The sequence below is a fragment of the Catenibacterium sp. RTP21428st1_D7_RTP21428_210409 genome (genome assembly GCF_040227455.1).
Lineage (GTDB): Bacteria > Bacillota_I > Bacilli_A > Erysipelotrichales > Coprobacillaceae > Catenibacterium > Catenibacterium mitsuoka_A.
Genome location: NZ_JBEHVX010000150.1, coordinates 1 through 1,885, shown reverse-complemented (window position 1 = coordinate 1,885; position 1,885 = coordinate 1). Strand labels below are relative to the sequence as shown.

The following is a 1,885-nucleotide window of genomic DNA, read 5'->3' as shown; positions in this document are numbered from 1 at the left end:
AAGACAAACTATTAAATGTCAATAAATAGTTAAATTTTCTAGAATTTATTGATTTTATAGGCATTTGTCTTGGTTTAGAGGTGAATCCTCTATAAAAATCCTCTTTCTTTTCTAAAAAAGAGTACACTGAAAAGAACTTTCCAACGAAAAACAGTTGAAAGCTCTTACATTAAACTTTTACTTACTGTTAAGCAGGTATCATTTCATCTGTTTTGATGTAGACAAATCTATGTAGTTCACCATTAATATCAGAATACTGATAAATCTGTTTTCTAGTATTTTTAGGAAAGTCTAATGATATTGAATTGAAGAACGTATCTCGGGTTTCTTCTGGTAATCTCATGATATGATCATGTAAGATTACAAAACTGCTTTTATTTTTCATAATTGAATAGATATATCGTGCAATCTTGTTTGCGATTGCAATGTTAGCCAGCTTATGTCTTTTCTTGTTTCCATTCTTTATTCTTTCAAACTGATGTTTGAGAACAGGATTATGACGTCTGGCAAACTCAGCAATCATATAAATTGCATGTCTAAGATATCTAGAACCTTTTTTAGAGATCTTGCCCATAGTTTCTACAGATGTCCCCGAGCGTTTGTTTCTTGGGCTTGTTCCTGAATAAGAAACAAAACAGTCTGCGTTTTTAAATCTTCTTATATTACCAGTTTCAGCAATAACAGTTGCAGCAGTTATAGGACCGCATCCTGTAATTGTAAGAAGCAGTTTATAAGCTGGATTTAAAGAAGCAATATCTTTAATATATCTTTCAATTGATTTGAGCTGACCTTTTATATTTTTAATGTTTTCAACAAGGTCTAGAATGATACTTTTTCCATAGGAAGAAATATCATCAGGAACTAAAGTATCCTGACATAGTTCAAAGAGCTTATCTACTTTATCCATTGAACAACGATGCTTGGTTGCTTCATAAACGACGTCAAACACTTCAACTCTAGAAGCATTTATGATATCATGTGTCGTAGGATATGAAGATAAGACAGCGATAAAAGCAGCTGATTTAGGTTCGAAAACATATTGAAGTTCAGGAAACAAACAATCGCATTGGGCAATGAGACGGTTGATTTCTTGAGAATAGATTTTTTTGATCTGATAATGTCTGTGTACTAAAGCTTTCAAATCTTGATATCCGTTTTTATTTTCAAAAACGTTGTCATTGACATATTGAACATCTAAATCAGTGCCAATGATAGTAGAAATAGTTTGAGCATCCAAAGGATCTGATTTAGCGATATTATGAGCAATGCGCCATTGATTGACAAAATCGGTATTAAGAAATTTGATGCTTTCGTTTTCATAAAGATTCGCTTTGATGTAGTCATAGACATTAGTAGAATAGATACCAGTAACTTCTAAGGCAAAACAGATACTGGTACAGTTAACATCAGAATAGCTTCTAACAGTTTCTAAAAAAGAAGCAACTTCTGATTTAACAAACTTAAAAGATAATTTTTTACGCAAGAATTTAGGTTTAACAGATCTACGATCACTGACCTTGAGGATAGCAGCATCTGCTTTACCTTTAGAGACGTCCATGCCAACATAAAGAATATAATTGTTTTCCATAAAATAATGACCTTCTTTCTATGTAATCGGTTTTGAATTGCACCTCTAAAGCAAGACAAACGCAACCTCGCAAATACGGAGACAAGTGTAGAAACACTGCTGCAACAAACTAATTCGGGTATAAAGTGATGTCAAGTCTAAAGGATTAAGTCTTTTTGAAGTGGACGTACATGAAGTAGCCACAGGGGGAAAGAATAAAACCTTCATTCAAAACAAAACTATTATCTTAAAATTAGAATGTACAATCAATAATGAATCGATAGAGTTCATTAACTGATTACGTACATATTATACGAG

The 1,885-nt window shown here is 32.4% G+C and carries 1 protein-coding gene; it reads right to left on the bottom strand.

Annotated features, from left to right (window positions below):
• Positions 1-187: 187 nt before the first annotated feature.
• Positions 188-1,588, bottom strand: coding sequence for an IS110 family RNA-guided transposase (locus tag ABUA27_RS12535; protein ID WP_022424820.1), 1,401 nt, complete (start codon positions 1,586-1,588; stop codon positions 188-190).
• Positions 1,589-1,885: the final 297 nt, after the last annotated feature.

Excerpts from the sequence above, each read along its gene's own strand:
- ABUA27_RS12535 (WP_022424820.1), bottom strand. The coding sequence starts at position 1,588 with ATGGAAAACAATTATATTCTTTATGTTGGCATGGACGTCTCTAAAGGT.